This window comes from Aeromonas sp. EERV15, assembly GCF_900079845.1.
Lineage (GTDB): Bacteria > Pseudomonadota > Gammaproteobacteria > Enterobacterales > Aeromonadaceae > Aeromonas > Aeromonas sobria.
Genome location: NZ_FKKY02000001.1, coordinates 324,924 through 349,928 on the forward strand (window position 1 = coordinate 324,924; position 25,005 = coordinate 349,928).

A 25,005-nucleotide genomic window follows, 5' to 3' on the forward strand; every position below is an offset into this window, starting at 1 on the left:
TATGGAACACTATCTGAGTCTGTTGATTAAATCGATCTTCATCGAAAACCTGGCACTATCCTTCTTTTTGGGGATGTGTACCTTCCTGGCGGTGTCCAAGAAGGTAAAGACCTCTATGGGTCTTGGTATTGCCGTTATTGTTGTGCAGACCATCGCGGTTCCGGCCAACAACCTGATCTACAACTACGTGCTTAAAGATGGTGCTCTGGTATCCGGTCTGGATCTGAGCTTCCTGAGCTTCATCACCTTTATCGGTGTGATTGCGGCACTGGTACAGATCCTGGAAATGGCGCTGGACAAGTACTTCCCTGCGCTCTACAACGCGCTTGGCATCTTCTTGCCACTCATCACCGTGAACTGCGCCATCTTCGGTGGCGTCTCCTTCATGGTGCAGCGTGACTACAACTTCGTCGAATCTGTAGTTTACGGTGTAGGGTCAGGGGCAGGCTGGATGCTGGCAATCGTTGCGCTGGCAGGTATTCGCGAGAAGATGAAGTACTCTGATGTTCCGCACGGTCTTCGTGGTCTGGGCATTACCTTCATCACCGCTGGCCTGATGGCTCTGGGCTTCATGTCCTTCTCTGGTATCTCCCTGTAATCGGCTTTCCTGCAATCAGAAAGGAACGATAGATGGAAATTATTTTGGGTGTGGTCATGTTTACCGTGATCCTGCTGGCACTGGTGGCAGTCATTCTGTTCGCCAAGTCCAAGCTGGTGACTGCGGGCGATGTGACAATCAGCATCAACGGTGATCCTGCCAAGGCTGTTGTAGGCCCTGCTGGCGGCAAACTGTTGGGCGCTTTGGCCGGTAGCGGTATTTTTGTCTCCTCCGCCTGTGGCGGCGGTGGCTCCTGTGGCCAGTGCAAAGTACGGGTGAAATCCGGTGGTGGCGACATTCTGCCGACCGAACTGGATCACATCAGCAAGGGCGAAGCTCGTCATGGCGAACGTCTGGCCTGCCAGGTCACCGTGCGCTCTGACATGGATATCGAACTGCCGGAAGAGATCTTCGGGGTGAAGAAGTGGGAATGTACTGTTATCTCCAACGATAACAAGGCCACCTTCATCAAGGAGCTCAAACTGCAGATCCCAGATGGTGAAACAGTACCATTCCGTGCTGGTGGCTATATCCAGATCGAAGCCCCTGCTCACCATGTGAGCTACAAAAACTTCGATATTCCCGAGGAGTATCGTGGTGACTGGGATCGCTTCAAGATCTTTGAACTGGAGTCCAAGGTCGATGAGCCGATCATCCGGGCCTACTCCATGGCCAACTATCCGGAAGAGTTCGGTATCATCATGCTGAACGTGCGTATCGCTACGCCGCCGCCGAGCAACTGGACCGCCCCTCCGGGACAGATGTCCTCCTACATCTTCAGCCTGAAGGCTGGCGACAAGGTGACCATCTCCGGTCCATTCGGTGAGTTCTTCGCCAAAGAGACCGATGCCGAAATGGTATTCATCGGTGGTGGTGCAGGTATGGCGCCGATGCGTTCCCATATCTTCGACCAGCTGCGTCGCCTGAACTCCAAGCGCAAGATGAGCTTCTGGTACGGTGCCCGTTCCAAGCGTGAAATGTTCTATGTCGAAGATTTCGACATGCTCGCGGCCGAGAACGACAACTTCAAGTGGAACGTCGCCCTGTCTGATCCGCAACCGGAAGACAACTGGGATGGCTACACCGGCTTCATCCACAACGTGCTCTATGAGAGCTATCTCAAGAACCACGAAGCACCGGAAGATTGCGAGTTCTACATGTGTGGACCTCCGGTGATGAACGCTGCCGTCATCAACATGCTCAAAGATCTGGGCGTTGAAGACGAAAACATCCTGTTGGATGACTTTGGTGGTTAATCCATGCACAGTGTTGTAAAGACCTGGCTAGCCTTCGGGCTAGCCTTTTTCTTGACTGGGTGCGGTCAGGAAACGGTCCAAACCAAACCGGAGATCCACATCACCGGTAGCACCATGGGCACTTACTACTCCATCAAAGTGGCTGATGGCGTCATCAGTGATCCCGCCAAATTACAGGCTGAAGTCGATGTATTGCTGGAGCGGGTCAACGACCAGATGTCGACCTATCGCCCCGATTCCGAGCTGTCGCGCTTCAACCAGCATCGCAGTGCCACCCCGATCGTGGTCTCCCGTGATACGGCGCAAGTGGTGACAGAGGCGATTCACATTGGCCGTGAGAGCCAGGGGGCGCTGGACGTCACCGTTGGCCCGCTGGTCAATTTGTGGGGCTTTGGCCCGGACAAAAAGCCAACCAAGATCCCTTCTGACGAGCTGATCACCCAAACCCGCCAAAAGACCGGTCTGGGTAATCTGCATGTAGTGACCTCGGTGGATGCCGATACCCTGCAAAAAGATATTCCGGACCTCTACGTCGATCTCTCCTCTATTGCCAAGGGCTTTGGAGTAGACAAGGTAGCCGAGTATCTGGAACACCTCGGTAGCCGCAACTATCTGGTAGAAATTGGTGGTGAACTGCGGATCAGTGGTGTCAACAGCAAGGGACATCCCTGGCGCGTCGCTATCGAGAAGCCCACTGCGGGCTCCGGCACGGTGCAAGAGGTGATCATTCCTGGTCATAACGGCGTGGCTACCTCTGGCGATTACCGTAACTACTACGAGCTGGATGGCCAGCGCTTCTCTCACACCATAGACCCACGCACCGGCAAGCCGATCCAGCACCGGCTGGTATCGGTCACCGTCATCCACCCCTCCTGTATGACCGCAGATGGGCTGGCGACCGTATTCATGGTGATGGGAACCGAGAAGAGCCTGGCGTATGCCAAAGAGCGAGGCTTGGCGATCTTCGTGATCACCAAAACGGACGACGGCTTTGAAGAGGCCTACTCCGATGCCTTCAAGCCCTATCTGGTCAAGAAGTAAGAGGTACAGATGCAGATTTTTCTGATCACCTTCGGGGTCTTCATGCTGGTGATAGCCGCCATGGCTATCGGTTACATCTTCCAGAAGAAGACCATCTCCGGCTCCTGTGGTGGCCTGGGTACGGTCGGCATCGAAAAAGAGTGCGATTGCCCCGAGCCTTGCGATAACCGCAAGAAGAAGATGGCCAAAGAAGAGGCCCGTCGCAAGATGTTGGAAGATAACCGCATCATCTGATCCGGCCTTCCTTGCGAAACAAAAAGCGCGCCATCGGCGCGCTTTTTCATAGAGGTAAAGTTCCTTAATCGTCAGGGCTGGCGCTCGATGTAGAGGATCACCTCACCAAGGTGGATGCCAAATTTGCTAATTGCAGCACGATTAATCAGACGATCCTCATCCAGCAGATACATCCAGTCATCGAAACTCACCCGCACTACCTCGCCATCCGGCAGAGCCAGATCAAGCTGGTAACGCCAGTTGAGGGCAAACCCTTCCGTCTTGCCTACCGCCTCCCCCACCACGTCGGAAGCGGTACCACGCCAGTGACCATCATCCCCCTTGCTCAGATACCAGGTGCGGGTCTGCTGACGGCCATCATCGAAGTAGAACTGCTCGAACAGCTCCCCCTTACCCTCTTGCCAGCTCCCCACCATCTCGACCCGAAAGCGACTGGTCACTTCGCCGCTACGGTCGGTCACTAGGCCGTGAGCCACCAGCTTGCCGTTGAAGAAACGGGCAAGATCCCAGTTCGGCCCTTGGCCACGATAGTCATTGAGACTGGCGCCACAGCCGCTCAGCAATAGCAGGGGCAATAACAGCAACCAGCGGTATGCACGATAGAAAAACATCAGAGACTCCATGTTCAGGGTTGGCCACGCAGGCGGCGGGTCAGGGCGGGATCGCGGCTGTTGTCAGCCAGCCAGATGGCGAGGAAAGCAGCCGAGAATTGCGGATCAGCCAGGGTGCCGAGGGGCTTCTCCTGCCACCAGAAGTGGCCTGCGCCACCCTTGTCGACATAGAAGCTGAGCTGGTCACCTGCCTGCACATCTGGCCACAGCGCCGCAAGCTGACCGAGCCAGCGCTGACGCTCTACGTCAGTGCCAAGGCCGAGCCGCTGCCACTCGGCGGCGGTGGCATTCAGCAGATCTTCCCGCTCGATGGATCTGGCATAGGTAAGGATTAGAGCCTGTGGATATTGGCCCAGCTGATAGCGGCCACTCTGGCTGTAGAGGGTGGCATCGTAGAGCTTGAACCAAAGCCAGTTCATCTCCCCCTGTCCGACCGGGCGCAGCTGTTGCCAGGGTGCCGCAGAAGCCTGCACGGTCGTTGCAATGAGTAAAGTCAGCGCCGCAAGCAGTGGGCTAATTCCACCCCATATGCCAATGGTTGGGGTCTTCCAGTTCATGCCAGTCCATCTCCTGTTCTTGCAAGGTGTTGATATCCTGCACCACCACCTGCACCAGCTGCCCTTGCGCGTCACGCTGGCAAGCAACGACCAGATAGTGGCGGTCTGTCAGCTCGTGCTGGCTCTCTTTGGTCCATTTGGAAAACAACAAGGTGTCGCTCGAAAAGGTGTTCATGTTGGCTCACCCTCCAGTTTGACCATTACCCACAGCAGTACGGGTAACCACCACATCCAGATCACTGTCAGCACTGCCGCGCTGATCCAGATGCCCCAGGGTAAGTGTACTGCCCCCATGGCGGCACCCGCCACATAGGAGAAGGCGCCCCCCACTATGCCAAACAGCGCCTGCTGCCAGCGGGGCAAGCGCAGCAGCCAGCGCATGCCATGAGCCAAGGACAGAGCAAAACCGAGCCAGAGTAGCACCAGCCAAAGGGGAAAACCGGCGGGAAACTGGAACAAGCCGAGCTGCCAGAGCAGCAGATCAAGCAGACACCCGGCAAGCGCCAGGGGCAACAGCCGCAAATCATCCTTGCGGCTGGGCGAGAAGAGAAAGTGCAGCAGCAACATCACCAGCAGCGGGCCCGGTTGCTGCCATTTCACCGCCAGCAACCAGTATAGGTTGAACCCCAACAGATGGGCCCACTGCCACATGATTAGTGACCGCTCACTGGCAGTGAACCTGACCAACCAGACGGCCCCGGCTTGGCCGCTTCCAGCTGCACCAGACTGATCGCCCGCTCCCAAAATCCCCCCTCGCAATAGGCGAAGTAGAAGTGCCACAACCGGATGAAATCCTGGCTATAGCCCAACTTGGGCAGCTCGGGGGCCAGCGCCAGAAAGCGCTCGCACCAGTGGGCCAACGTACGGGCATAGTGATGGCCGTGATCGTGCAACCGCACCAGCTGCATGTCGGTCTCTTTGGCAATCAAGCCCGCCATCTGGGATGCACTCGGCAAGCAGCCACCGGGGAAGATGTAACGCTGGATGAAATCCACGCTGCGCAGGTACTGGGCATGACGCTGATCGGCAATGGTGATGGCCTGAATGAGCAGGCGGCCACCGGGCTTGAGCAGCCGTGATAGCTGGCGGAAATAGTCGGGCAGAAAGGCATGGCCGACCGCTTCGATCATTTCGATGGAGACCAGCTTGTCATAGGAGCCCTCCAGCTTGCGGTAATCCTCCAGCAGTAATGTGATGCGATCCCCCAGCCCCTCCCGCGCGATCCACTCCTTGGCATAGTCATGCTGGGCCTGAGAGATGGTAGTGGTCGTCACCCGACAACCGTAGTGACGGGCGGCATAGACTGCCAAGCCGCCCCAGCCAGTACCGATCTCCAGCAGATGATCGTGCGGCCCCAGCTCGAGCCGCTCGCAGATGGTATGCAGCTTGGCCTGCTGCCCCTGTTCCAAGGTGGCCTCTGCGGTTGGATAAATGGCACTCGAATACTGCATATGGCTGTCGAGAAAGCCCTGATAGAGGGCATTGCCCAGATCGTAGTGGGCGGCGATATTGGAGCGCGATCCAGTCAGGGTATTGCGATTGAGCCAGTGACGCGCCTTGTTGAAGGGGAAACTCAACCAGCTCAGGCGCCGCTCCAGGCTGTCCAGCAGGGACATATTACGGGCCAGCAACCGCACCAGTGCTACCGGGTCCGGGCTGGTCCACAGCCCCTCTACCCAGGTCTCACCAGCCGCTATGCTGCCCCCCAGTAACAGGCGACGATAGAAGGCGGGGTCCTGCACCACCAGCTCGGCATGCAGATCGGTGCCTGCTACCCCGAAGCTGTGGCGCTCACTACCGTCTCGCAGGATCAGTTGACCATGGCCGAGGCGCACCAGCAGCTTGAGTAGCAACTGCTTTGCCCCTTTTTCAATGAAAGAGGCTGATTGTGTGGCTTGCACTAATTCCATTAGCGAGTCTCCGGATGACTAAAAATGGGGGTTCGTTTGATAAAAAGACGCAGGGCCTGCCAGTAGATCCCGAGCAGCACCTTCAGGGTCATCCACGGCCAGCGCACCAGCAGCGCCATCAACCCCTTGCGTGACAGCGGCTCACGGCTCAGTGCCAGGGTCGCATCAAACAACTTTGCCTCGCCGGATACGGGATGACTCTCGATGTGGATCAGCGTCTCTTGTGCCGGGGGGCGAATACGCCAGTGGTAACGCATGGCCAGCCCCATAAAGGGGGATACATGAAAATCCTTGTCATGGGGCGTCAGCGCAGCCAGATCCAGCAGATAGTAGTGGCGCTCGTTCCAGGGGGTGTTGGAGACCTCCGCTAGCAGATAGCGCGCCTCTCCTTGCCGGTAGCAGAAGTAGAAGTTGACCGGGCTGAAGTAAAACCCCAAACAGCGCACATTGCCAAGCAGCAGCACCCGCCCCTCGGGGTCGCCATCTCCACCCAGTTCTCTCACCTTCTGCCACACCGCCTGCTTGAGGTTACCCTGACTGCCTTTGAGGTAATCATCACGATGAAAGGAGAGCAGCCCCGCCCGCTCCACGCCGAACCAGCGCCCCTGATCCAGCGCAGCGATCTCATCCAGATCCAGCCCCAGCATAAACAGGCTATAGGAGAAGGCATGCGCCCGTGGTGCAAAACGGCGATGGCGCACTGATCCTTGCCAAATGGCACTGATGGTCTGTTCAGCCGCAGTGGTACTCATAGACTGGCCCCAAAGCGTTCGGCCACATCCAGCGCGCTATGCACCCCGTCTTCATGAAAACCGTTGTACCAATAGGCGCCGCAAAAATGGGTGTGGCGCTGACCGCAAATCTCGGCGCGCCGCTGCTGGGCTGCGATGGACCCCTGATTGAACACCGGATGGTGGTAGACAAAGCGACGCAACACCTTGCTCTCATCCACCTTGCCCTGCGGGTTGAGGCTGACACAGAAGGGTTCTGGGGATTCAACACTCTGCAAGATGTTCATGTTGTAGCTCACCAGCGGTCGCGCCTCGTCATTGCCATCGAGCTGATAATTCCAGCTGGCCCAGGCTTTCTTGCGGCTCGGCAAACAGCCCGCATCGGTGTGGAGCCAGACATCGTTCGCCTGATAAGTCATGTCACCGAGAATGGCTTGCTCCCCTGAACTGGCATCTTGCAACAGGGCCAGCGCCTGATCGCTGTGACAGGCGAGGATCACTTCATCAAACGACTCCTCACCATAGCTGCTCTGGATCACCACACCATCAGCCACCCGTCTAATACCCTGAACCGGACAAGCGAGCCGGATCTGTTGCTGCCAACCCGCAGTAAGGGGGCCGATATATTCCCGCGAACCGCCCGGAATGACATACCACTGGGGGCGATTGGCCACATCCAGCAAGCCGTGGTTGGCAAAAAAGCGCAAAAAGAAACCCAACGGAAAGGCGCGCATATCCGCCAGGGTCGAAGACCAGATCGCCGCCCCCATGGGCAGGATGTAATGACGGGCGAAGTAATCGCTAAAATCACCGGCCAGCAAAAAATCCCCCAGGGTCAACTGATCGCTATTCCCTTCGAGTTGCGCATCGGCCAGCCACGCGCGAGCATCCCGGTTAAACCGCAGGATCTCGCCAACAAAACGGTAAAAACGCGGGCTTAGCAAATTGCTGCGCTGGGCAAACAGGGTATCGAGGTTGTGACCGTTGTATTCAAGCCCCTCCGGGCTTTTGACTGAAAAGCTCATCTCGGCGGGTTGCCGTTCTACCCCGATCCGGGCCAGCAACTTCAAAAAATGGGGATAAGTACGGTCATTAAACACAATAAAGCCGGTATCGATGGCGTAGTTACGACCCGCCAGACTCACATCAACGGTTGCGGTGTGGCCACCCAAGGTTGGCGCTGCCTCAAACAACGTAACATCGTGCAACTTGTGCAGTAAAAAACCGGCGGAGAGACCGGAAATTCCGGAGCCTATGATGGCTATCCTTTTCTTCATTTATTGTGTCCTTTCGAAGTAAGCGAACCACCGAAACGCAGCCACAATCCCACCGGCAGCGCCCCAAGCAGGCGCAGCAACCAGATGAAACGGCGGGGAAAATGGATCTGATGGTGACCCGCAGCAAGCCCGTCCATGATAGTGCGGGAGGCCTGCTCCACGGTCACCAGACAGGGCATGGGAAAATCATTCTTCGCGGTGAGGGGGGTTTTTACAAAACCGGGGCGGATCAGGGTCACGCCGATCCCCCTCACGGCAAGATCCAGGCGCAAGGTGGCGGCCAGATAATCAATCGCCGCCTTGGAGGCGCCGTAGGCTTGCGCTCTTGGCAAGGCTAACCAGCTGACAGAGGAGCTGACCAGCGCCAGCCGTGCCCCCCGATGCAACAGCGGTAAAAACGCGTCAAGAGCATAGCCGGTAGCAATGAGATTGGTCTCGATCACCCGGGCGAACAGGGCGCTGTCAAAGCCCTCGGCAACATCCATGTATTCACAATTTCCGGCATTGAGGATCAGCAAGTCCAATGGCGGCAAACTGCTAGCCAGCTCTTTCATGGCAGCCAGGTCACGGGCATCAAATTGCAGCGGGGTGATGCCCGCTTGCGCCAATTCCTGTAACCGCTCACCATCCCGGCCACAGCCCCACACCTGCCACCCGGCCTGCTGGTAATCCAGCGCCAGTTGACGACCGATCCCTGAGCTGGCACCAGTGATCAATACGCGTCCATTCATGAACCCAATCTCCCTCTGATCGCTCGTACCACTGAGCCCAGTAGCGGCAACTGCTCGTAGAGCATTGCGCCAAGATCAAAATAATCACGGTGCATCACTACCTTACCAAGCTTGTCAAAGGTGAGTCGAGTGGCACCTTCTACCGTGACAGTCTGACCGCTGGCCAGCCGCGGATGCGAAAAACGCATTATCCAGCTGATCCATGCCTCCTGCCCTTGCTGCTGCTGACTGGTGATCTCGAAGCGGCAGTATGCGAGGCGCTGGTACATTGCAGCAAAATAGTCAGCAAGCGCTGCCAGCCCGTCGATACGATGGGCCGGATCGACAAAAATGACCTGCTCGGCATAGATCTCTGGCAAGCGGTGCAGTTGCTGCTTGTCCAGTTGCTGATAGAGCGCAATAAAGCTGGCCAGCGGATCCTTCATCCTATTTCTCCTGATTTCGAAACATCTCGATGGCTCTCACCCGGGCAACCGCGTGATCCACCATGGGTGCCGGATAATCCTGTCGCCCTTTGAGTCGTAGCCAGTCATGGGGCTGATGCACATAAGGCGGGGGAGTATCGGCAAGTTCAGTTACCCAAGTACGGATAAACTCCCCTTGTGGATCAAATCGTTGCCCCTGAGTGGTGGGGTTAAACACCCGGAAATAGGGCGCCGCATCGGCGCCGGTTCCCGCCGCCCACTGCCAGCCACCGTTGTTGGCCGCCAGATCCCCGTCGATCAGCTGACTCATGAAGTAATCCTCCCCGAGCCGCCAGTGGATGTGGAGATCCTTGGTGAGAAAGCTCGCCACTATCATCCGCAGCCGGTTGTGCATCCAGCCGGTGGCGTTGAGGCAGCGCATCGCCGCATCGACGATGGGGTAGCCGGTGCGCCCCTCGCACCAGGCGGCAAAGGCATCCGGATCCCAGCTCCATGGCAAGGCCGCCGTCTCCGCCTTGAAAGGGCGATTCATCGAGAGGGTCGGGATCAGCACCAGCAGGTGGCGATAGAACTCGCGCCAGATGAGCTCATTGAGCCAGACAAAGCCGGGCTGGGCCTTGGACTGGGGCCGATAGCCGAGCCGCTGCTGGAGGGCAGCCACGCACTGACGGGGGCTGATGATGCCCGCCGCCAGATAGGGGGAGAGCACGGACGTGCCCGCAATGGCAGGGAAATCACGGTTCTCGCCATAGTCGAGCACAGCCTGTTCCAAAAAAGCGTGCAGACGGCGCAGGGCTTCGCCCTCCCCCACCGGCCAGCGGGGATCTGCCGTCAGCTCGCCGAGCGCTTCATCAACCCACTCCCGCTCGGCGAGCGGCTGCCACGGCAACGGCTCGCCGCGCGCGGCAGGGGCGCGGTGAATGACAAAACCCTCCTCATCAAGGGCCTTGAGCCAGGCGCGGCTGAAGGGGGTAAAGACCTTGAACATATCGCCAGAGCCGGTCCGCACCCGCCCCGGCGGCAGCACGCAGCAACCGTTGAGCCAGTGGCAACTCACTGCCTGCTCTGCCAGCACGGCGGTGACGGCGTGATCGCGGCGCTGCTCGTCGATCTCGATAGCCTGATTGGCGTAGAGCCGGGTCACCCCCAACTCGCGGCTTAAGTCAGCCAGCGCCGCGGGCACCTCGGCAAAGGTCTCCACTCGCAACAGATGGAGCGGGATGCCGAGCGCCGCCAGCTCACGGCCCAACACATCCACCTGCGCCAGCATAAAGCGCTGACGGATGGGTGCCATCTTGTGCTGCCGCCATTGGGTGGGGGAGATGATAAAGAGCGCGGCGACTGGCTCATCACCGACGCAGGCACTCTTGCCACAACAAGCGCGCAGCGCCGGGTTGTCGGCAAGGCGCAGATCATTGCGCAACCAGACCAGTTTCATGGTTTTTTCCTCCCGCGTCCGCTGGCGCTACCCGCAGCAGGCGTCTGCGCCATCAGCTCGGCAAGGCTCGCCTGCCAACCGTTGGCTTGCAGCCACTCGCCATCGTAGAGACGCCCCAGCTCGCCAAACAGACGCGTACCGGCGGGCCATCCGGCGGCCAGATCCTGCTTGCCAAGCCCAGCTCCCAGCAGCACCAGCCAAGGGGTAACGGCACGCCCCTCAAGCAGGCTGGCATGGCGCGGCTCCACCGCACCCAGCAGTTGCACCTCATAGCCCTGACCGATCAGCTCGTAAGCGGCCCACACCAGATCGAGGGGGCCGACCTGTCCCCAGCTCGCCAAGGTGATCGGCACGCCCTTCTCCTGCTCGATCAGGTGGCGGGCGAAGCGGGTATGGAGCCAGCCCAGCCACACCTGTTGCAGCAACTCGCCATCGGGCCGTTCACGCCACAGCCCCAGCAGCCGCTCCACCAGTGGTTGCAGTACCCGGCTGCGCACCAGCTCGAACGGGTAGCTAGCCAGCAGATCGTTAAGCTCGGACTCCACCTTGCGCTGGTTGAAGGCGAGCAGCGCCTGACTGAACTGCTCCAGGGTTTGCTGCCAGTGATCGCTCACCGGTTCGGAATGGGGTTCGCTCAGGAGCCCCTTCACCTGCCCGATACTCACTCCCCGCTCCAGCCAGCTCAGGATCTCGCCGATTTGGAGGATATCCTGCTCGCTGTAGAGGCGGTGGCCCTTTTCGGTGCGAGCCGGTTGCACCAGACCGTAGCGGCGCTGCCAGGCACGCAGGGTTACGGCGTTGACACCGGTGAGACGGGAGACCTCGCGAATGGGGTAGCTCCCCTCATCAGCGAGAGGAGCAACTTCTTGCGATAAATCAGACATGACAACGTCCATCAAACAGAGGGGTAAGGCTCCCCGGCGCAAACCATGCGCCGGGGCAACAGAACGGATTCAGAGCCCGTAACGCAATTTCAGCGTATCGGGGTGCGGATTGAGATAAACCTGCTCGGCGAGATAGGGGTTGGGGTACTCGCGCAGGTAGTGACGGATCAGGGTGAGCGGCACCAGCAAGGGGAAGATGCCGGTGCGGTACTTGTCGATGGTATCGGCAAGCTCCTGCTTCTGGGCCGGGGTCAGCACCCGCTTGAAGTAGCCCTGCAGGTGCATCAGCACATTGGTGTGACTGCGGCGGTTTGCTCGCAGGGTTAGCGCCGTCATCAATCCCTTGATGTAGTTGTCTGCCACCTCCTGCAAATTAGTGGACTTGCCCAGATTACCGAGCAACTTGCCGAGGATGCGGTAGTGGGTGGTGGCGTGGGAGAGCACCAGATACTTGTAGCGGGAGTGGAAGCGGATCAGCGCAGAGGCGGTAATGCCGCGGGCGCAGAGTTGCTGCCAGTCGTGGTAGGCAAAGACCCGCAGCACGAAGTTCTCGCGCAGGATGGGGTCGCACAGGCGGCCATCCTCTTCGACCGGCAGCAGGGGGTTGGCCTCCATCAACGCCTTGGCAAACAGGCCGATCCCCTCCTTGGCACTCCCCTCGTTGTTGGCGCCATAGACCTTGACCCGCTCCATACCACAGCTGGGGGATTTGGCACAGAGGATATAACCGGAGATAAAGTCGAGCTGGCGAGCTTTCTGCTCGCTAAAAGCGATCAGCTTTTCTGTGACATCGAAGCTACCGTTGCTCGCCTCGGCACGGATCTCGCCGTTGCGCTTGACCAGCCGGATGGCGGCGCGAGGCGCCCCGAGGCCAATAGCCATCTCGGGACAGACGGGGTGATAGTCAAAGTGAGCGCCAAGATCCCGTTCACAGAAGCTGGAGCGCTTGTGGCCCCCATCGAAACGTACCTCTTGTCCCAGCAGGCAGGCACTGATACCGACTTTAATCTTGTACATGATGACGCTCCTTGTATAAGCATTGATTCAGTTATAGCAGTTATACAAAAAAATGAAAGTTGTATAACTATTTGCGACTGATACGACACAAGGAGAAAAAGAGGATCACCGGAAAAAGAAAAAACCCATGGCGAACGCCATGGGTAAAAATCAAGACACTACGGACTACGGGAAGGAGGATTAGAAGCTGTACTTCACACCCAGGCTGGAGATGGAACCTTTTTGCAGATCCCAGTTGCGATAGGTGTAATCGGCAGTCAGCGCCCAGTTCTGGTTGAGCTTGTAGGCACCGCCCACCTTGAAGTCGTGCATATCGTCGGTCATGTTGGCGTAGCGATAAGCGGTGGAGAGCTCGACATTGCCGATGTCGTAGCGCAGACCCACTTCACCATACATGCTGCCGCTGCTCTTGCGGCTCACTAGATCCCAGCCCTTGACGTCATAGGCCTGCTCGCGCTCCATGGTGTAACCCATCAGACCGGTTTCACCGTAGAGGTTCAGGCCGGTACTGAGCGGGGTGAAGACACCGATACCCAGGCTGCCGATCCCCATGCTGTCATTGCCGTGCTGGGCAGAGGTGCCCTCTGAGAGCAGACGGCCGTAGAAGTTGTTGGCGAACGATTTGGAGAGATCCAGCGTCACGCCACCAAAATCGCGAGTGCCCTGATTGCTGGTATCACGGGGAAAGGCCAGGCCGTTGTTCAGATAATCGGATTTGGTGTGCGCCCAGGTGGCAGAACCCTTGGCGTAGCTGAAGGCATCCTGCGCCATGGCGGAAGTAGAGGCAAACCCGGCCAGAACCAGAAGAGAGACAGTTGCTTTTTTCATGATGATAACTCCATGTGATTGGGCCCGTTGCTAGCGAGCTGGTATGGAGTCATTGTGCGGCCAGGTTCCCGGCTTGCCGAGCTGCAAGCTGTTGCAGAACCATGTCAGATGTAAGCAGATATTGCTGGGAGTGTCAGCGGCAACAAGTTGCCGGCCCAAACGGTTTGCATGGGCCGGAACAGCGGAAAATCAGCGGAAGACCACCTCGTCAATTTCGACCCGCACCAGCGGCTGACCGGTCAATCCGGCAGGACGGGGGATCTCGATGGCCAGCGACGGACGGGCTTGCCCCTTGCGCAGATAGGTCTCCGGCAGGCGGTTCTCGGCAACCCAGAAGCGGGCCTCCTGACGGCTCAGCTGCACCCCGTCAGCACTGAACAGGGTCACCATGCCGCGCACACCCACCACATTGCGGCTGCCGGTATTGCTCACCATAAAGGTCAGCGCCAGCGGGTCAGACCCTTCGATCTTGTCCAGCTTGACCACCACACCGTCGCGCGCCATCTGGGCGAGCAGTTCCGGATTGGCCTTGGCCTGATCGGTCAGTACCGGGGCGGCTACCGCTACCACGGCCCCCGCCTTCCCATCAGCCGCTACGCCTAGCACCGGTTCTGCCGGTTTGACCACCAGATACTCCCAGGTGAAGTCATCGTTGAGCTGAACCTGCCGGCCATCGGGCAGCGTCACCTGAGAGAGGGGGGCGGCCTGTACCAGCACGGGTGAGAGGCACAGGGCAATCAGCAGACGGGAGAAGGGTTTCATAGGGCGAAGCTCGGTAACGGGTGAAAGGGCGACAGTATAAACAGTCCCGTCGCCCCTTGCCTATGACAGCACTCACGTTCTGACGCCCCGGTCGTTCGCCTGCAGGCTAGATGGCGATCTCGTGCCGCTCTTGCTGCGCCATATCCAGGGTCACCAGATCGAACTCGGTCCCCTTGAGGGCAGACAGAATATCCGATTGCATATCAAAGGCCTGCGCACGCTGATGCTCGGGCAGGCGCACCCGGGCCAGAGTGGTGGTGCAGTCGCACAGGGTATGGAAAAAGACCTGCGCCTCGTCCAGCCCCATGTCGGCCAGCATCTGCTCGGCCTGATCCACCATCCGCAGATAGCGCTGCTCCAGCAGCCGTGGATTGGCGAAGCGATTACTGAGGCAACCGTTGCTCCCCTTGCCCCAGCGACCGAGCTGACGTTTGTGGAAGCCATAGCGATAATCGCGACGCATCAAGCCGTTGTCAGCAAAAAACCAGATGGTATTGGCAGGCAGGGAACCGAACTGGGTCAGATAGTCGTCACGCTCCTCCACCGCTGCGGGGATCAGCAGCGGCAGGTGAGACCACTCTGGACGGGTCTGCACATGCTCATAAATGCGGCGAACCGGATCGATCAATCCTTCCATATGTGGCAGGCGATCACAGAAGACGATCTCATCGCTCTTGACGATCCAGTGGTCGATGCCATAGCGCTGGCAATAACGCTTGGCACGGGCCACTTCGCTACGACTGCGAGTCGGATTATCGAGGGTAATAGCGTGGATCTTGACGCCAGCGGCGCGGCACAGATCGATGCTGTAGCAGGATTCCAACCGTCCCGAAAAAGAGACAACCAGCTCGTCAAAACTTGCCAGTCGCTCAATCAATAGCTGTTCCCTGGCTTGAAAAGAGTGATCATATCCCTGATTCAGTACAACAACATTGGCACCCATTAAACAGCTCCGGATGATGAACAGGTGCGCTATTGTGGGGTAAACAAGCTGAATAGACCCTTAAAGAGTCTGGTTAACATTAAAACTTGATGATTATTTCTTGCGGGCCTGCCGTCATCTCTTCAGTTTGAGGGTCATAAATTCGCAAACGAGCCTGATACACCTGATGAGCCCGCAAAAAACCCTGAGCTTGATCCAGCGAGGTGAAGGTCAGGTGCCCTCCCTCGCTGTCGGTCAGGCAGAGGCTCTCCCCTTCCGCCTCGATGCAAAGCTGATAACCGCTGCCATCCTTGCAGGCGATGATCAAGGTCGCCTCGGGATAGTGACTCAACCAGTTGCGAAACCGGCCATGCTCCATAGTGCTCCCACAGGGGCATCACCCCTTGCCGGTGGTGGGCAAACAGCCCAGCTCACCCAGTTGCTGACGGCAACTCGCCGCGTCGGTGAAGACGATCCCCCTGATGCCCAGGGCCTCTGCGGCCGCGATGTTGGCGGGACTGTCATCGATGAAGATGCACTCTGCCGGTTTCAAATCGAACGATACCAGCAGATAGCGATAGATATCCGGCTCAGGCTTCATCATTCGCACCCGCGCCGATACCACCTTGCCGCTGAAGCAGCGCCAGAAATCCTGATGCTGCTCCAGCCAGTCGATGCTGGCGTGGCCCATGTTGGAGAGGGCATACAGGGTGTGCCCCGCTCCGTGCAACTCGGCTATCAGGGTCAGCATAGCGGGATCTGGCAAGAGCGATGCGGGAACCGCCTGCAAAATGGCCAGATTCTCCGCCGCCGAGAGGCCGGTGCGCGCTTGTGCTTCGCGGGCCATGGTGTGCAGTGACATGGTGCCTCTGTCCACCTCCAGCCAGTCCGGGTGGTTAAAGAGCTGTTCCGCCAACTGTTCGGCCCCCTGCGGGCCACGCACCGAACTCACTATGCCCACCGGATCCCAGCTCACCACCACCCGTCCCAGATCGAAAATAATGGTCATCCGCTTCACCTCCCTCATCCTTTGAATGTTATTCAAACGGAATCGATATATCCCGTTTACACGCCGTTTTCTTAACCGGATACCCTGCCCCCATCCCCGCCCGCGGGCAAGTTTTACTTGCATCAGACCGCCAAATCCCTTAATGGTTAGGGCGTTACAATCAGGACTTTGACCATGCAGCCAACATTCTTCTTTGCTTTCTCGTTTATCCGGCCCGCTTGAGGGAAGGCCTGTCGTCGTGTGAGCAGCAAGCAAAGACGAATCGAGCCTCCCCTAGCGGAGGCTTTTTTTTGCATTAATATCAATCGATTACTTGGATAGGGAACAATCATGGCAACGCTCGACGAGATCAGACAAGACATCACCCGGTTGGATCAGGAGCTGCTTGCCCTGCTGGCGAAACGCAAGACCCTCAGCATCGAGGTGGCCCGTGCCAAACAGGCCAATCCCCGCCCCATCCGTGACCACCAGCGGGAGCAGGAGCTGCTGGTCGCCCTGATCCAGAAAGGGCGCGTGCTGGGGCTGGACGCCCAGTACATCACCCGCATCTATCACACCATCATCGAAGATTCTGTGCTCTCCCAGCAGGCCTATCTGCAGAGCCTGCTCAACCCGGAGCAACAGGAGCCGATGACCAGCGTCGCCTATCTGGGGCCGCGCGGTTCTTACTCAAGCCTCGCCGCCCGCAAATATCTGGCGCGCTACAAGGATCAGGTGATCGAGGTGAACTGCCAGAATTTTCGCGAAGTGCTGGATGCGGTGGAGTCAGGCCGTGCCGCCTTTGGCGTGCTACCCATCGAGAACACCAGCTCGGGCTCCATCAACGAAGTCTATGACGTGATGCAGCACACCAGCCTCTCCATCGTCGGCGAGCTCACCTACCCCATCGAGCACTGCATCCTCACCGCCGTGCCGACTGAGCTGAGCCGTATCAAGACCTTCTATGCCCACCCGCAGGTGTTCCAGCAGTGCTCTCACTATCTGAGCAAGCTGGAAGGGGCACGCCACGAGATCTGCGACTCCTCCTCCAGCGCCATGATGAAGGTAAAAGAACTGGCCAGCCCCGAGGCTGCCGCCATCGGCAGCGCCGCCGGTGGCGAGCTCTATGGCCTGGACGTACTGGCCGAGCATCTTGCAAACCAGAAAGAGAACTACAGCCGCTTTATCGTGGTGGCACGCAAGCCCATCGACGTGGCGCCGCAGATCCCGGCCAAGACCACACTCATCATGTCCACCTCCCAGAAACCGGGTTCGCTGGTGGAGGCGCTGCTGGTACTGCGCAACCACGAGATCAACATGACCAAGCTGGAATCCCGTCCGGTGCAGGGCAACCCGTGGGAAGAGATGTTCTATCTGGATGTCTCCGCCAATCTGCAGACCCCGGCGATGCAGGCCGCACTGGTGGAGCTGACCAAGATCACCCGCTATATCAAGGTGCTTGGCTGCTACCCGAGTGAGGATGTGAAACCCACCGCAGTGCCGCCGGTGCTGATGGGGAGCTAAACAGCCCTGAATGACCAAACCAGAACGACAAAAGGCGAGCACTATGCTCGCCTTTTTTTGATGCCTGTGTTGATGCCTGTTTTCAGGTCAGGCAATCAACTCAGAACTGACCGGCCATCAACTGATTGATGTTGTAGAGGGCGCGGGTATCGAGCTCCATCTCGGTGGCATAGGTGTTGCCGCGCGGATAGGAGGCAACCACCCGGGCACCGCGCACTACGCCCGCCACCGACACATCCAGCGAGTTGGAGGTCTGGGTCAGATCGCGGTAGCTACTCTGGCCGCGCACCTGCTGGCCATTGAGCTGCTCGGCCAGCTCGCGATAAGCATCCATCTTGGAAGCGCGAATGGCTTGCAGCATCTTCTCCGACTGGGAGGGGCCAGGCTGGATGTCGATCACCGCATAGCCCACCGCCTTGAGCACCGGAAAATCATCGGGCTTGCCACCCTGGGTGTAATCCACCACCCGGTTGTAGCTGCAACCGGTGAGCAAGAGTGCCAACAGGCAACCAAACAGGATCTTCATGACTCGCTCCTCACGGGGTCAGGTTGACCAGATGACCGCCCGGCCTAGCCTGACTGTCACGCATCAGATAACCGCGATTGATCGATGCCCGACCAAACGAGTTGTTGGCACCGAACAGATATTTTTGCGGGATCAGGCTCTGGGCCGTGGTCTCCACCATCTTGGTGCGCATGTCGATAACGCGGGCGTTGACCAGGATCCCCTTGTTATTGCGGCTGAAGGTACCGACCAGAATGCGGGAGATCGGCAAACGGGAAGAGAGCTCCTTGTAGTTGCGGCTCAGCACGAAGTCCCCCTGCGGCGTCACCTTGATGCTGCCGGTCAGCTTGAAGTCCACCACCACCTCGCCGCGGCGGTTGAGCTCGTAGATAAAGCTCTCTTCAATCTGTTGCCCCATCCAGTTGGTATCCTGCAGGGTATCGAGATCGACAAAGGAAGCCACTGCTATGGGTTCGGTCAGGGTAGTCAGCGATTTGCGCTCCATCAGCTGATCGGTCATGCGCGCCACCAGCCAGTTGAGCTCCATCCCCTGCGCCGCCTGGCGGGGGTCCCCCTGATCCCGATTGATAGGGTCGGAGCCGCACCCGGCCAATGCCAAGGCGAGCGCCAACGCCGTGATGAGTTTGTTCATGGATACCTTTCCTGTATCTGCACCTGACTTATTATCGGACGCGCCGGACAAAGCTTGAGCCGGGAATGAGGCATGATTCTTGCTTTTTAATGGTCATTGTCAGCGCCAGCGTGCGCTGCCACCCGGCAAGTGTTGTGAACCATGTCGGCCAGCGGGCGCCATTTCCTCAAAAATGGCGCGGCTGCCCGCCAACTCAAGGTATCTGTTATGAAATTACCGCTGCTGTTGACCCTGCTGCTGGCCAGCCTGAGCGCCCGCGCCGAGCTTATCGAAGCACAGGGCAGCGCCGCCATTCTGGGGGGCGATGAAGTCTATGCCCGCGAGCAGGCAACCCGCGATGCCCTGCGTCAGGCCTTGCTGGCAAGCGGTGCCGCCGTCTCCAGCGTCCAGCGTCTGGAAAATGGCAGCCTGCGCTCCGAGCAGATCCAGATCCGCTCCGGCGGCGACATTCGCCAATACCGGCTCAAGCGGGAAGAGGTGCGCAACGGCCGCATGTATATCACCCTGGTAGCCGACATTCAGGCCGAGCGCCAGATCTGCCAGACCCAGCACTTCGCCAAGGATTTGACACTGGTGCGGCTGCGGATGCGCTATCCGGATCAGGCCAGCTACGGCGCCATGGACGACATGCCGGAAAACCTCTCGCGACGGCTGTTCGAAACCCTCGCCAATGCGCCGCAAGGGGTCGCGGTGCGCCAGTGGCTGGATGAAAACCTGCGCATCGACCCGCTCCATCTGCAACAGGGGGATCGCAGTGCCCTCGAGGAGATCAAGGCGCTCAGCCTGCGTACCGACAGCCAGTATCTGGTGCTCGGCAGCATCGATGATCTCTCTATCGAGCCGCAGGGCAATAAGCTGACCAGCTGGTATGAGGATCCGGTGCGCAACTTTCGCATGCAGCTCTACCTGTTCGACGGCATCAATGGCAGCCTGATCAACCGCAAGGTCTACGAAGGGCGCGCCACCTGGACCTTTGGCAAGCGGGAGCAGGTGGGCAGCAGCAGCGGCCAGTTCTGGCAGTCAAGCTACGGCCAGGAGGTCAGCTACCAGTTGCAGCAAGCAGCTCAGGATCTGGTGGCCCAGCTCACCTGCGCCCCGGTCACCGCCCGGGTGGTCGGCCAGAACGAGCGCGGCCCCTACATCAATCTGGGGCGGCGCAACGGCGTCAAGCTCGGCGACCAGTTCCGCATCCAGCACAACGCCGACTTCATCGACCCCTACGGCAAGTCGCGCATGATGCGCAACCCGGCCGACGGCCTGTTCGAAGTGGTGCAGGTATTCGACGATGGCGCCATCATCAGCAGCCAGAACAAATATTCACCGTTTAACATCCAGAATGGGGATTTGGCAGTATTGGAATAAAAATCAAGGGTTTAAAAGGGAGTTGCTTCTTGTATAATGCCCGCCACAAGGCTCCCGTAGCTCAGTAGGATAGAGCGGTCCCCTCCTAAGGGACAGGCCACTGGTTCGACTCCAGTCGGGAGCACCATATAAAACAAGGGGTTAGCATCTTCATGGTGCTAACCCCTTGGTCGTTTGTGGCGCGGGGTACCACATGGGGTACCACAGGAAACATTCCATGCCACCCTCTTATACCTCTTGAGGCATCTCATCACCGTACCCGTCCGGTAATCCCCCAACTACGCAGTAAATGAAATGGATCTAACGATCGACAACATCTACTCCAGATGGCACACGTTTCTTGCCAGAAATCATCGCCCGGATTAAGTCGCCATGAGTCAAGCGGTCAATCGCAATGACAGCCACTACATGAACGAAAATCGCCACCTGCAGCGCTTTGGCAAAAAACTCATGGATACCTTCCATGACCTCATCACCAAACAGATGCTCATAGTTAGTCAGAATCCCAGTAACAGCAGTGCCAACCAAACAGGTCAGTAACAGGAGAATCATCAAGGATCCCATCGGGTTATGCCCTGCGTGATAGGGATGTTTCCCTTTCATGCTCGCTTGCACGTAACCCGTTACACGGGCTGGAGTGGGAAACCACTGAGTGAACTTCGCGTAATGAGATCCAATGAAACCCCACGCAATTCGGATCACCAACAATCCAGACAAGATATAGCCGACATAACGATGATTACGATGCCCCTCTTCGAGAATAAATAGATTGAGTACACATAATACGACCGTCGCCCAGTGAAAAAATCTGACGACAAGATCCCAAACTTTTATTTCATCATGTTTCATAACACTCTCCACACCATTGCAATGTGGCACAAACAACATTGAAGTCGCTTGTGCCACCATTAAATTATTCCGTGTCCAGATCTTGCTGTTCCGTGACTTTATTTTCCAGGGTTGATAGATATACGAGCAGCACGATTGCCGCCAACAAACTAAAAGAAGCTGAATATCTGCTCAATTCCAACCCACCGCTTTTTAGTGGTTTATCCAGAAAATCGCCCACTACAGCGCCTAATGGCCGAGTCATGATAAAAGCCGCCCAAAACAGCAAGGTGCGAGATACTGAGGTGAAAAAATAAGTTGCGACGATGGCCAGCAATATGGCACCAAACAGGATCATGCTACTGGTGTAACCAAATCCGCCATCATCAGCAACCCAATCACCTAATGCCGTGCCCAGGGTTTGGGAAAACATAATGGTGGTCCAATAAAGTGCGCTGCTGGCTGAAATTTGAGCGCTAACGGCGATAAAAAAGATAACTGCAACGATCCCGGTACTCAACAGATAGCCAAGATCCATCGACATGAAGACAGCATCACCACCGGTTTCCCCCAGCGTTGTTGCCAATATCTTGATAATCCAGAATGCCAGGGTGATCTCCGGCACTTTGCTGGCTGAAGAGCTGATACTGTGATGCATAGCCCACCCATCCGGTGGTTCGACAACGATCCGTCGCATAGAGCATGTCAGTGATTTCTTAAGAAATTCTTAAGCTCGATAAAATTCTGACAAAAAACCGCTTTTTAGCCAGATGAGAGTCCGCCAGACAACAATTTCCTCTTAATTTTTCCTTAAGGTTCAAGGGTTATTTTTCACTCATACTTCAGATTATTGATAAAGCTCATTATGCAACACGCCCTTACAAATATCGGGCTTTCTCTTCATCCTGCTCTGGTACTATCCCCACGCAGTAATGGAATACCCAAAATCAATGTTTGAAATGCCTCTCTGGGAGAAGTCATGCCTTCAGTTGTTAAAATAAGAGTTGTGCCATTTATTTTATTGTTGGCGTTGGTGTTTGCCTTTCTGCTCAATTGGCCAGTATTGCTCCACTTTTATGAGATCTTCACCAATATGGAGCACTTCAAGATAGGGTTCGCAATATCGATCCCCATCCTGCTGGTGGCTGCACTTAACTTCGTCTTTATGCCATTTTCAGTGCGCTATCTGCTCAAGCCGTTCTTCGCGTTTCTCTTCGTGGTTGGCTCTATCGTCAGCTACACCATGATGAAGTACCGCATTCTGTTTGATCAGAACATGATCCAGAACATCTTCGAGAGCAACCAGAGCGAAGCTCACTCCTATATCAGTTTGCCCATCGTTGCCTGGGTGCTGCTGGCCGGGGTGTTGCCCGCGGTGTTGCTCTTTTTTGTGAAAATTGAGTATCCGAAAAAGTGGTATGCAGGCCTCTTCCAGCGTGGACTCTCCATGCTGGGCTCACTGGCAATCGTCGGGATCATCGCCGCCTTCTACTATCAGGATTACGTCTCTGTCGGCCGCAATAACCAGACCCTCAACCGTGAAATCGTGCCTGCCAACTTTGTCTACAGCACCACCAAGTACCTCTACAAACGGTATCTGGCAGAGCCGGTTCCCTTTACCACGCTGGGAGATGATGCCAAGCGGGTGGCGGCGAATGAGGATAAGCCGACCCTGATGTTCCTGGTGGTGGGGGAGACCGCTCGCGGCAAGAACTTCTCGATGAACGGCTACGGGAAAGAGACCAATGCCTTTACCAGCAAGAGCGGTGGCGTGATCTCTTTCAATGATGTCCGCTCATGCGGCACTGCGACAGCTGTCTCTGTGCCCTGCATGTTCTCTAACATGGTGCGCAAGGAGTATGACGACAATCGTGCCCGCAACAGCGAGGGGTTGCTGGATGTGTTGCATAAAACCGGGGTCTCGGTGTTCTGGAAAGAGAACGACGGTGGCTGCAAAGGGGTATGCGATCGGGTGCCCAATATCGAGATCAAGCCCAAGGATCACCCGCAGTTCTGCGATAACAACACCTGTTATGACGAGGTGGTGCTGCAAAACCTCGATGATGAAGTCGCACAGATGAAAGGTGACAAGCTGGTTGGCTTCCACCTGATTGGGAGCCATGGCCCGACCTACTACAAGCGTTACCCCGACGCTCATCGTCAGTTCTTACCGGATTGCCCACGCAGCGACATCGAAAACTGCACAGATGAAGAGCTGGTCAATACCTACGACAACACCATCCGCTATACCGATTTCGTGATCGCAGAGCTGATTGCCAAACTGAAAACCTATGAAGAGAAGTACAACACGGCGCTGATCTATGTCTCTGACCATGGCGAATCACTGGGTGCGCTGGGGCTCTACCTGCACGGTACACCCTACAAATTCGCCCCCGATGACCAGACCCGGGTGCCGATGCAGGTCTGGATGTCTCCCGGTTTCTCCCGTGAGAAGGGGCTGGACATGGGCTGTTTGCAGCAAAAGGCCACCGATACCCGTTACTCCCACGACAACCTCTTTTCGTCCGTGCTGGGGATCTGGGATGTCAAAACAGCGGTCTATGATCAGGGGCTGGATATCTTCAGCCAATGCCGCACAGTGCAATAAACCCTGTATGGGGCGCTCATGCGCCCCTTTTTCATCCCCCTATTTGTTTAATTTGTCACGTAAACGCCCCTGCCAGGGTTCAGGTTTTCTATACAGCAGGGGCGTGTTCACCATGACGTGTTCACCATGAAAAGAGGAAAAGGAAATGGCAAAACCCGGTGCAACAGGGATCACTCGCATCATTCATGCAACCAACTACAGCATGAAAGGGCTCTCGTCGGCCTGGCAGCATGAAGCCGCTTTTCGCCAAGAACTACTGCTCATTTTGTTGCTGATGCCGCTGGCTTTTTTCGTTGGCGACGGCCTTAACCAGATCTTGCTGCTGATCGTCATCAGCTGGCTGGTGGTGATTGTGGAGATCCTCAACTCTGCCGTTGAAGCGGTGGTCGATCGAATTGGCGCCGAGCATCACGAACTCTCCGGCCGTGCCAAGGACATGGGCTCCGCTGCCGTTTTCATTGCACTGGCGCTCAATGCGCTGGTGTGGGGCGCGCTGACCGGGCGCAACCTGCTGGGGTGGTGGTAATCAGGCGTGGTTGGCAAGAGACGCCGGATAAACAGAGAGGGCGACCACTTGGCCGCCCTCTCTTTTTTAATTGCCACTCAGGGCGTGGTGAGGGACATGTGTTTGGTGATGGCCTGATAGAGCTGGGGGTAGTCATCTTCAAAATGGTGCCCCCCCGGTAGCGTGACGGTGGTGACATTGGCTTGGTTGAGGCGCGGACAAAGGCGGTCGCCGTCATCGTCATCGGCTCCTTGCAGGCAGATCATCGGCAGATCGCGGATGGTCTTCACCTGCGGTTCGGTCGGGTAGCTGCGGGCCTTGTGAGTCAGCATGTCGCTGACATGGATCTCGAAATCCGAGCTGGTGGAGGGAGATAGCATCACAGCCCCTTCCAGAGTCTGGCGATAGCGCTCCGGCAGTCGGTTGATGACGAAGGGGACTATCTCGGCACCAAACGAGAAGCCCACCAGCAGCCAGCGCGGGCGTTGCCAGCGAGCCTGGTAATCGTCGAGGATCCGCTCCAGATCGGCAGTCACCTGCTCCGGGGTTTTCTTCTTCCAGTAGTAGCTGAGGGAGCTCCAGCCCACCACCGGCATGCCGTGCAGTTGCAACTGGGCGCTTAACCCTTTGTCGAGGGCCGCCCAGCCGCCATCGCCGCTGAGAAACACCACCATGGGGGCGTCGAATGGCTGCTTGACCGGCAGTTCAATCAAACTCAGATCATCCTTGACCGGGGCAGCTTGCGCCGCAAATGACGAGATGGGCAGTACGAGACTGAGTAACAGCAATATCAAGGCTCTCATGGGCCATG

Annotated in this window: 30 protein-coding genes, 1 tRNA gene and 1 other annotated feature; of the genes, 9 read left to right on the forward strand and 22 right to left on the reverse strand. The window is 57.4% G+C overall.

Annotation, left to right across the window (positions count from 1 at the left end; genetic code table 11):
* Nucleotide 1: 1 nt before the first annotated feature.
* The 4 genes from nqrE to nqrM are packed head-to-tail and all read left to right on the forward strand — an operon-like array spanning nt 2 to nt 3,129.
* Complete coding sequence (nqrE, locus tag BN4575_RS01450) at nt 2-598, forward strand: NADH:ubiquinone reductase (Na(+)-transporting) subunit E (protein ID WP_042019965.1); 597 nt, start codon at nt 2-4, stop codon at nt 596-598.
* 32 nt (nt 599-630) lie between these two features.
* A complete protein-coding gene (nqrF, locus tag BN4575_RS01455) occupies nt 631-1,854 on the forward strand; it encodes an NADH:ubiquinone reductase (Na(+)-transporting) subunit F (protein WP_068976834.1) in 1,224 nt (407 codons plus the stop codon).
* Nucleotides 1,855-1,857: 3 nt separating this feature from the next.
* Nucleotides 1,858-2,895 carry an FAD:protein FMN transferase gene (locus tag BN4575_RS01460; protein ID WP_068976835.1) on the forward strand — a complete coding sequence of 346 codons (1,038 nt, stop codon included), beginning with the start codon at nt 1,858-1,860 and terminating at the stop codon, nt 2,893-2,895.
* A gap of 9 nt (nt 2,896-2,904) precedes the next feature.
* Entirely contained in the window at nt 2,905-3,129 is a 225-nt protein-coding gene (gene nqrM, locus BN4575_RS01465) for a (Na+)-NQR maturation NqrM (protein ID WP_042019960.1), read from the forward strand.
* A gap of 71 nt (nt 3,130-3,200) precedes the next feature.
* Here nqrM and BN4575_RS01470 read toward each other — a convergent pair whose 3' ends face one another.
* The 17 genes from BN4575_RS01470 to BN4575_RS01550 form a co-directional block, all read right to left on the reverse strand.
* Entirely contained in the window at nt 3,201-3,740 is a 540-nt protein-coding gene (locus BN4575_RS01470; protein WP_068976836.1) for a DUF3833 domain-containing protein, read from the reverse strand.
* Between the two features lie 14 nt (nt 3,741-3,754).
* Entirely contained in the window at nt 3,755-4,297 is a 543-nt protein-coding gene (locus BN4575_RS01475; protein WP_068976837.1) for a chalcone isomerase family protein, read from the reverse strand.
* Nucleotides 4,254-4,472, reverse strand: a complete 219-nt coding sequence (locus BN4575_RS01480) for a TIGR02450 family Trp-rich protein (protein ID WP_068976838.1) — start codon at nt 4,470-4,472, stop codon at nt 4,254-4,256. Before BN4575_RS01480 ends, BN4575_RS01475 begins: the two co-directional genes overlap by 44 nt.
* Nucleotides 4,469-4,948 (reverse strand): DUF2878 domain-containing protein, encoded by a 480-nt coding sequence (locus BN4575_RS01485; RefSeq protein ID WP_068976839.1) that lies wholly within the window; start codon nt 4,946-4,948, stop codon nt 4,469-4,471. Before BN4575_RS01485 ends, BN4575_RS01480 begins: the two co-directional genes overlap by 4 nt.
* A 2-nt stretch (nt 4,949-4,950) precedes the next feature.
* A complete protein-coding gene (locus BN4575_RS01490) occupies nt 4,951-6,207 on the reverse strand; it encodes an SAM-dependent methyltransferase (RefSeq protein ID WP_068976840.1) in 1,257 nt (418 codons plus the stop codon).
* Nucleotides 6,207-6,959, reverse strand: coding sequence for a DUF1365 domain-containing protein (locus tag BN4575_RS01495; protein ID WP_068976841.1), 753 nt, complete (start codon nt 6,957-6,959; stop codon nt 6,207-6,209). The genes BN4575_RS01490 and BN4575_RS01495 overlap by 1 nt, the downstream gene beginning before the upstream one ends.
* Nucleotides 6,956-8,215, reverse strand: a complete 1,260-nt coding sequence (locus tag BN4575_RS01500) for an NAD(P)/FAD-dependent oxidoreductase (RefSeq protein WP_068976842.1) — start codon at nt 8,213-8,215, stop codon at nt 6,956-6,958. Before BN4575_RS01500 ends, BN4575_RS01495 begins: the two co-directional genes overlap by 4 nt.
* Nucleotides 8,212-8,946, reverse strand: coding sequence for an SDR family NAD(P)-dependent oxidoreductase (locus tag BN4575_RS01505; protein ID WP_068976843.1), 735 nt, complete (start codon nt 8,944-8,946; stop codon nt 8,212-8,214). The genes BN4575_RS01500 and BN4575_RS01505 overlap by 4 nt, the downstream gene beginning before the upstream one ends.
* Nucleotides 8,943-9,371 (reverse strand): nuclear transport factor 2 family protein, encoded by a 429-nt coding sequence (locus tag BN4575_RS01510; RefSeq protein ID WP_068976844.1) that lies wholly within the window; start codon nt 9,369-9,371, stop codon nt 8,943-8,945. The genes BN4575_RS01505 and BN4575_RS01510 overlap by 4 nt, the downstream gene beginning before the upstream one ends.
* Nucleotide 9,372: 1 nt before the next feature.
* Nucleotides 9,373-10,809 (reverse strand): deoxyribodipyrimidine photo-lyase, encoded by a 1,437-nt coding sequence (gene phrB / locus BN4575_RS01515; protein ID WP_068976845.1) that lies wholly within the window; start codon nt 10,807-10,809, stop codon nt 9,373-9,375.
* Nucleotides 10,806-11,693 (reverse strand): MerR family transcriptional regulator, encoded by an 888-nt coding sequence (locus tag BN4575_RS01520; RefSeq protein WP_068976846.1) that lies wholly within the window; start codon nt 11,691-11,693, stop codon nt 10,806-10,808. Before BN4575_RS01520 ends, phrB begins: the two co-directional genes overlap by 4 nt.
* Before the next feature lie 69 nt (nt 11,694-11,762).
* Nucleotides 11,763-12,710: a YbgA family protein gene (locus tag BN4575_RS01525; protein ID WP_005338692.1), complete on the reverse strand. Its 948-nt coding sequence runs from the start codon at nt 12,708-12,710 to the stop codon at nt 11,763-11,765.
* A gap of 180 nt (nt 12,711-12,890) precedes the next feature.
* A complete protein-coding gene (locus tag BN4575_RS01530; RefSeq protein ID WP_068976847.1) occupies nt 12,891-13,538 on the reverse strand; it encodes an autotransporter in 648 nt (215 codons plus the stop codon).
* A 189-nt stretch (nt 13,539-13,727) separates the two neighbouring features.
* Nucleotides 13,728-14,300, reverse strand: coding sequence for a DUF3157 family protein (locus BN4575_RS01535; RefSeq protein WP_068976848.1), 573 nt, complete (start codon nt 14,298-14,300; stop codon nt 13,728-13,730).
* Nucleotides 14,301-14,406: 106 nt separating this feature from the next.
* Nucleotides 14,407-15,243, reverse strand: coding sequence for a hypothetical protein (locus BN4575_RS01540; RefSeq protein ID WP_068976849.1), 837 nt, complete (start codon nt 15,241-15,243; stop codon nt 14,407-14,409).
* A 79-nt stretch (nt 15,244-15,322) separates the two neighbouring features.
* On the reverse strand, nt 15,323-15,601 hold the full coding sequence (locus BN4575_RS01545; protein WP_068976850.1) for a DUF6482 family protein: 279 nt from the start codon (nt 15,599-15,601) through the stop codon (nt 15,323-15,325).
* An 18-nt stretch (nt 15,602-15,619) separates the two neighbouring features.
* Nucleotides 15,620-16,231 carry an HAD family hydrolase gene (locus BN4575_RS01550; RefSeq protein WP_068976851.1) on the reverse strand — a complete coding sequence of 204 codons (612 nt, stop codon included), beginning with the start codon at nt 16,229-16,231 and terminating at the stop codon, nt 15,620-15,622.
* Between the two features lie 170 nt (nt 16,232-16,401).
* Nucleotides 16,402-16,523 (forward strand) — a sequence feature (Phe leader region).
* 38 nt (nt 16,524-16,561) lie between these two features.
* On the opposite strand from BN4575_RS01550, the gene pheA reads away from it, so the two are divergent.
* Nucleotides 16,562-17,734: a prephenate dehydratase gene (gene pheA, locus BN4575_RS01555; RefSeq protein WP_068976852.1), complete on the forward strand. Its 1,173-nt coding sequence runs from the start codon at nt 16,562-16,564 to the stop codon at nt 17,732-17,734.
* Nucleotides 17,735-17,834: 100 nt separating this feature from the next.
* Here the strand turns inward: pheA and BN4575_RS01560 are convergent, their stop codons facing one another.
* Both BN4575_RS01560 and BN4575_RS01565 read right to left on the reverse strand, forming a co-directional pair.
* Nucleotides 17,835-18,260: an LPP20 family lipoprotein gene (locus tag BN4575_RS01560; protein WP_005349622.1), complete on the reverse strand. Its 426-nt coding sequence runs from the start codon at nt 18,258-18,260 to the stop codon at nt 17,835-17,837.
* 10 nt (nt 18,261-18,270) lie between these two features.
* A complete protein-coding gene (locus BN4575_RS01565) occupies nt 18,271-18,891 on the reverse strand; it encodes a FlgO family outer membrane protein (protein ID WP_068976853.1) in 621 nt (206 codons plus the stop codon).
* Nucleotides 18,892-19,098: 207 nt separating this feature from the next.
* Here BN4575_RS01565 and BN4575_RS01570 point away from each other — a divergent pair, with 207 nt between their 5' ends.
* Both BN4575_RS01570 and BN4575_RS01575 read left to right on the forward strand, forming a co-directional pair.
* Nucleotides 19,099-20,253: a flagellar assembly protein FlgT gene (locus BN4575_RS01570; RefSeq protein WP_068976854.1), complete on the forward strand. Its 1,155-nt coding sequence runs from the start codon at nt 19,099-19,101 to the stop codon at nt 20,251-20,253.
* A gap of 50 nt (nt 20,254-20,303) precedes the next feature.
* Nucleotides 20,304-20,380: transfer RNA gene (locus tag BN4575_RS01575), tRNA-Arg, on the forward strand.
* A gap of 173 nt (nt 20,381-20,553) precedes the next feature.
* Here BN4575_RS01575 and BN4575_RS01580 read toward each other — a convergent pair.
* On the reverse strand, nt 20,554-21,102 hold the full coding sequence (locus BN4575_RS01580) for a cytochrome b/b6 domain-containing protein (protein WP_068976855.1): 549 nt from the start codon (nt 21,100-21,102) through the stop codon (nt 20,554-20,556).
* 64 nt (nt 21,103-21,166) lie between these two features.
* Nucleotides 21,167-21,739, reverse strand: coding sequence for a hypothetical protein (locus BN4575_RS01585; protein WP_068976856.1), 573 nt, complete (start codon nt 21,737-21,739; stop codon nt 21,167-21,169).
* Between the two features lie 321 nt (nt 21,740-22,060).
* Here BN4575_RS01585 and BN4575_RS01590 point away from each other — a divergent pair, with 321 nt between their 5' ends.
* Together BN4575_RS01590 and BN4575_RS01595 are read left to right on the forward strand one after the other, a co-directional pair.
* Entirely contained in the window at nt 22,061-23,689 is a 1,629-nt protein-coding gene (locus BN4575_RS01590; protein ID WP_068976857.1) for an MCR-3-related phosphoethanolamine--lipid A transferase, read from the forward strand.
* Nucleotides 23,690-23,834: 145 nt separating this feature from the next.
* The gene (locus BN4575_RS01595) at nt 23,835-24,215 is read left to right on the forward strand and encodes a diacylglycerol kinase (RefSeq protein ID WP_068976858.1); all 381 of its coding nucleotides are present in this window, start codon (nt 23,835-23,837) and stop codon (nt 24,213-24,215) included.
* Between the two features lie 77 nt (nt 24,216-24,292).
* Here the strand turns inward: BN4575_RS01595 and BN4575_RS01600 are convergent, their stop codons facing one another.
* Nucleotides 24,293-24,997 carry an AcvB/VirJ family lysyl-phosphatidylglycerol hydrolase gene (locus BN4575_RS01600; RefSeq protein WP_068976859.1) on the reverse strand — a complete coding sequence of 235 codons (705 nt, stop codon included), beginning with the start codon at nt 24,995-24,997 and terminating at the stop codon, nt 24,293-24,295.
* Between the last annotated feature and the right edge of the window lie 8 nt (nt 24,998-25,005).

Excerpts from the sequence above, each read along its gene's own strand:
- nqrE (WP_042019965.1), top strand. The coding sequence starts at position 2 with ATGGAACACTATCTGAGTCTGTTGATTAAATCGATCTTCATCGAAAAC.
- nqrF (WP_068976834.1), top strand. The coding sequence starts at position 631 with ATGGAAATTATTTTGGGTGTGGTCATGTTTACCGTGATCCTGCTGGCA.
- BN4575_RS01460 (WP_068976835.1), top strand. The coding sequence starts at position 1,858 with ATGCACAGTGTTGTAAAGACCTGGCTAGCCTTCGGGCTAGCCTTTTTC.
- nqrM (WP_042019960.1), top strand. The coding sequence starts at position 2,905 with ATGCAGATTTTTCTGATCACCTTCGGGGTCTTCATGCTGGTGATAGCC.
- BN4575_RS01470 (WP_068976836.1), bottom strand. The coding sequence starts at position 3,740 with ATGTTTTTCTATCGTGCATACCGCTGGTTGCTGTTATTGCCCCTGCTA.
- BN4575_RS01475 (WP_068976837.1), bottom strand. The coding sequence starts at position 4,297 with ATGAACTGGAAGACCCCAACCATTGGCATATGGGGTGGAATTAGCCCA.
- BN4575_RS01480 (WP_068976838.1), bottom strand. The coding sequence starts at position 4,472 with ATGAACACCTTTTCGAGCGACACCTTGTTGTTTTCCAAATGGACCAAA.
- BN4575_RS01485 (WP_068976839.1), bottom strand. The coding sequence starts at position 4,948 with ATGTGGCAGTGGGCCCATCTGTTGGGGTTCAACCTATACTGGTTGCTG.
- BN4575_RS01490 (WP_068976840.1), bottom strand. The coding sequence starts at position 6,207 with ATGGAATTAGTGCAAGCCACACAATCAGCCTCTTTCATTGAAAAAGGG.
- BN4575_RS01495 (WP_068976841.1), bottom strand. The coding sequence starts at position 6,959 with ATGAGTACCACTGCGGCTGAACAGACCATCAGTGCCATTTGGCAAGGA.
- BN4575_RS01500 (WP_068976842.1), bottom strand. The coding sequence starts at position 8,215 with ATGAAGAAAAGGATAGCCATCATAGGCTCCGGAATTTCCGGTCTCTCC.
- BN4575_RS01505 (WP_068976843.1), bottom strand. The coding sequence starts at position 8,946 with ATGAATGGACGCGTATTGATCACTGGTGCCAGCTCAGGGATCGGTCGT.
- BN4575_RS01510 (WP_068976844.1), bottom strand. The coding sequence starts at position 9,371 with ATGAAGGATCCGCTGGCCAGCTTTATTGCGCTCTATCAGCAACTGGAC.
- phrB (WP_068976845.1), bottom strand. The coding sequence starts at position 10,809 with ATGAAACTGGTCTGGTTGCGCAATGATCTGCGCCTTGCCGACAACCCG.
- BN4575_RS01520 (WP_068976846.1), bottom strand. The coding sequence starts at position 11,693 with ATGTCTGATTTATCGCAAGAAGTTGCTCCTCTCGCTGATGAGGGGAGC.
- BN4575_RS01525 (WP_005338692.1), bottom strand. The coding sequence starts at position 12,710 with ATGTACAAGATTAAAGTCGGTATCAGTGCCTGCCTGCTGGGACAAGAG.
- BN4575_RS01530 (WP_068976847.1), bottom strand. The coding sequence starts at position 13,538 with ATGAAAAAAGCAACTGTCTCTCTTCTGGTTCTGGCCGGGTTTGCCTCT.
- BN4575_RS01535 (WP_068976848.1), bottom strand. The coding sequence starts at position 14,300 with ATGAAACCCTTCTCCCGTCTGCTGATTGCCCTGTGCCTCTCACCCGTG.
- BN4575_RS01540 (WP_068976849.1), bottom strand. The coding sequence starts at position 15,243 with ATGGGTGCCAATGTTGTTGTACTGAATCAGGGATATGATCACTCTTTT.
- BN4575_RS01545 (WP_068976850.1), bottom strand. The coding sequence starts at position 15,601 with ATGGAGCATGGCCGGTTTCGCAACTGGTTGAGTCACTATCCCGAGGCG.
- BN4575_RS01550 (WP_068976851.1), bottom strand. The coding sequence starts at position 16,231 with ATGACCATTATTTTCGATCTGGGACGGGTGGTGGTGAGCTGGGATCCG.
- pheA (WP_068976852.1), top strand. The coding sequence starts at position 16,562 with ATGGCAACGCTCGACGAGATCAGACAAGACATCACCCGGTTGGATCAG.
- BN4575_RS01560 (WP_005349622.1), bottom strand. The coding sequence starts at position 18,260 with ATGAAGATCCTGTTTGGTTGCCTGTTGGCACTCTTGCTCACCGGTTGC.
- BN4575_RS01565 (WP_068976853.1), bottom strand. The coding sequence starts at position 18,891 with ATGAACAAACTCATCACGGCGTTGGCGCTCGCCTTGGCATTGGCCGGG.
- BN4575_RS01570 (WP_068976854.1), top strand. The coding sequence starts at position 19,099 with ATGAAATTACCGCTGCTGTTGACCCTGCTGCTGGCCAGCCTGAGCGCC.
- BN4575_RS01580 (WP_068976855.1), bottom strand. The coding sequence starts at position 21,102 with ATGAAACATGATGAAATAAAAGTTTGGGATCTTGTCGTCAGATTTTTT.
- BN4575_RS01585 (WP_068976856.1), bottom strand. The coding sequence starts at position 21,739 with ATGCATCACAGTATCAGCTCTTCAGCCAGCAAAGTGCCGGAGATCACC.
- BN4575_RS01590 (WP_068976857.1), top strand. The coding sequence starts at position 22,061 with ATGCCTTCAGTTGTTAAAATAAGAGTTGTGCCATTTATTTTATTGTTG.
- BN4575_RS01595 (WP_068976858.1), top strand. The coding sequence starts at position 23,835 with ATGGCAAAACCCGGTGCAACAGGGATCACTCGCATCATTCATGCAACC.
- BN4575_RS01600 (WP_068976859.1), bottom strand. The coding sequence starts at position 24,997 with ATGAGAGCCTTGATATTGCTGTTACTCAGTCTCGTACTGCCCATCTCG.